Origin of the sequence: Sphingomonas sp. CFBP 8760 (assembly GCF_014841615.1) — a bacterium.
Taxonomy (GTDB): Bacteria; Pseudomonadota; Alphaproteobacteria; order Sphingomonadales; family Sphingomonadaceae; genus Sphingomonas.
Genome location: NZ_JACYUG010000052.1, coordinates 1 through 1,103, shown reverse-complemented (window position 1 = coordinate 1,103; position 1,103 = coordinate 1). Strand labels below are relative to the sequence as shown.

Here is a 1,103-nt window from a genome sequence, read left to right as displayed (position 1 = left end):
CGTGTCGGCGCTGTTCGCCAACGACGGCGCGGCGCTGATCCTGACGCCGATCGTCATCGCGATGCTGCGGGCGCTCGGCTACCGCGACAAGGCGACGCTGGCGTTCGTCATGGCCGCGGGCTTCGTGGCCGACACCGCCAGCCTGCCGCTGATCGTCTCCAACCTGGTCAACATCGTGTCAGCCGACTTCTTCCGCATCGGCTTCGCCGACTATGCGTCCGTGATGGTGCCGGTGGATCTCGCTTCGATCGCCGCGACGCTGGTCGTGCTGCTGCTGTTCTTCCGCCGCGACGTGCCAACTAGCTACGACGTGGCACAGTTGCGCGCACCAGCTGACGCGATCCGCGATCGGGCCACGTTCCGGGCCGGCTGGGTCGTCCTCGCCGTCATCCTGGCCGGCTTCTTCCTGCTCGAACCCATCGGCGTACCGGTCAGCGCCGTCGCCGCTGCCGGCGCGGTCCTCCTGCTCATCGTCGCCGCGCGCGGCGACGTCATCGATACGTGCAAGGTGCTGCGGGGCGCGCCCTGGCAAGTCGTCATCTTCTCGCTCGGCATGTATCTGGTCGTCTACGGCCTGTGGAACGCCGGCCTGACCGACCACCTCGCCGGTCTCCTTGATCGCACCGCCCAGGGCGGCGTCTGGGGCGCGGCGTTCGGCACCGGCATCATCGCCGCGCTGCTGTCGTCGGTGATGAACAACATGCCGACGGTCCTAGTCGGCGCGCTGTCGATCGACGCGACCCACACCACGGGCGCGGTCAAGGAAGCCATGATCTACGCCAACGTGATCGGCTGCGACCTCGGCCCCAAAATCACGCCAATCGGCTCGCTCGCGACGCTGCTTTGGCTGCACGTCCTGGGGCAGAAGGGTATCCGGATCGGCTGGGGCTACTACTTCAGGATTGGCGCAACGCTGACCGTTCCGGTGCTGTTGTTCACGCTTGCCGCACTCGCGCTGCGGCTGAGCGCCGCGTGACGTCTTAACACTTTCCGACAGGACACCGCTGATGCCCCTGCGCACGCTATCCGACCCCAATTATCTGCCCGCATTAGATGTTTGGTCCCGACGATTGATGGTGCGGGTTTGATATGAACCGGTCCAG

1 protein-coding gene is annotated in these 1,103 nt (G+C 66.2%); it reads left to right on the top strand.

Annotation, left to right across the window (positions count from 1 at the left end; all coding sequences use genetic code 11):
* Positions 1 to 976 (top strand): arsenic transporter (locus tag IFT82_RS20295; protein ID WP_192129939.1); only part of this gene is annotated, 976 nt, incomplete at its 5' end.
* Positions 977 to 1,103 lie beyond the last annotated feature (127 nt).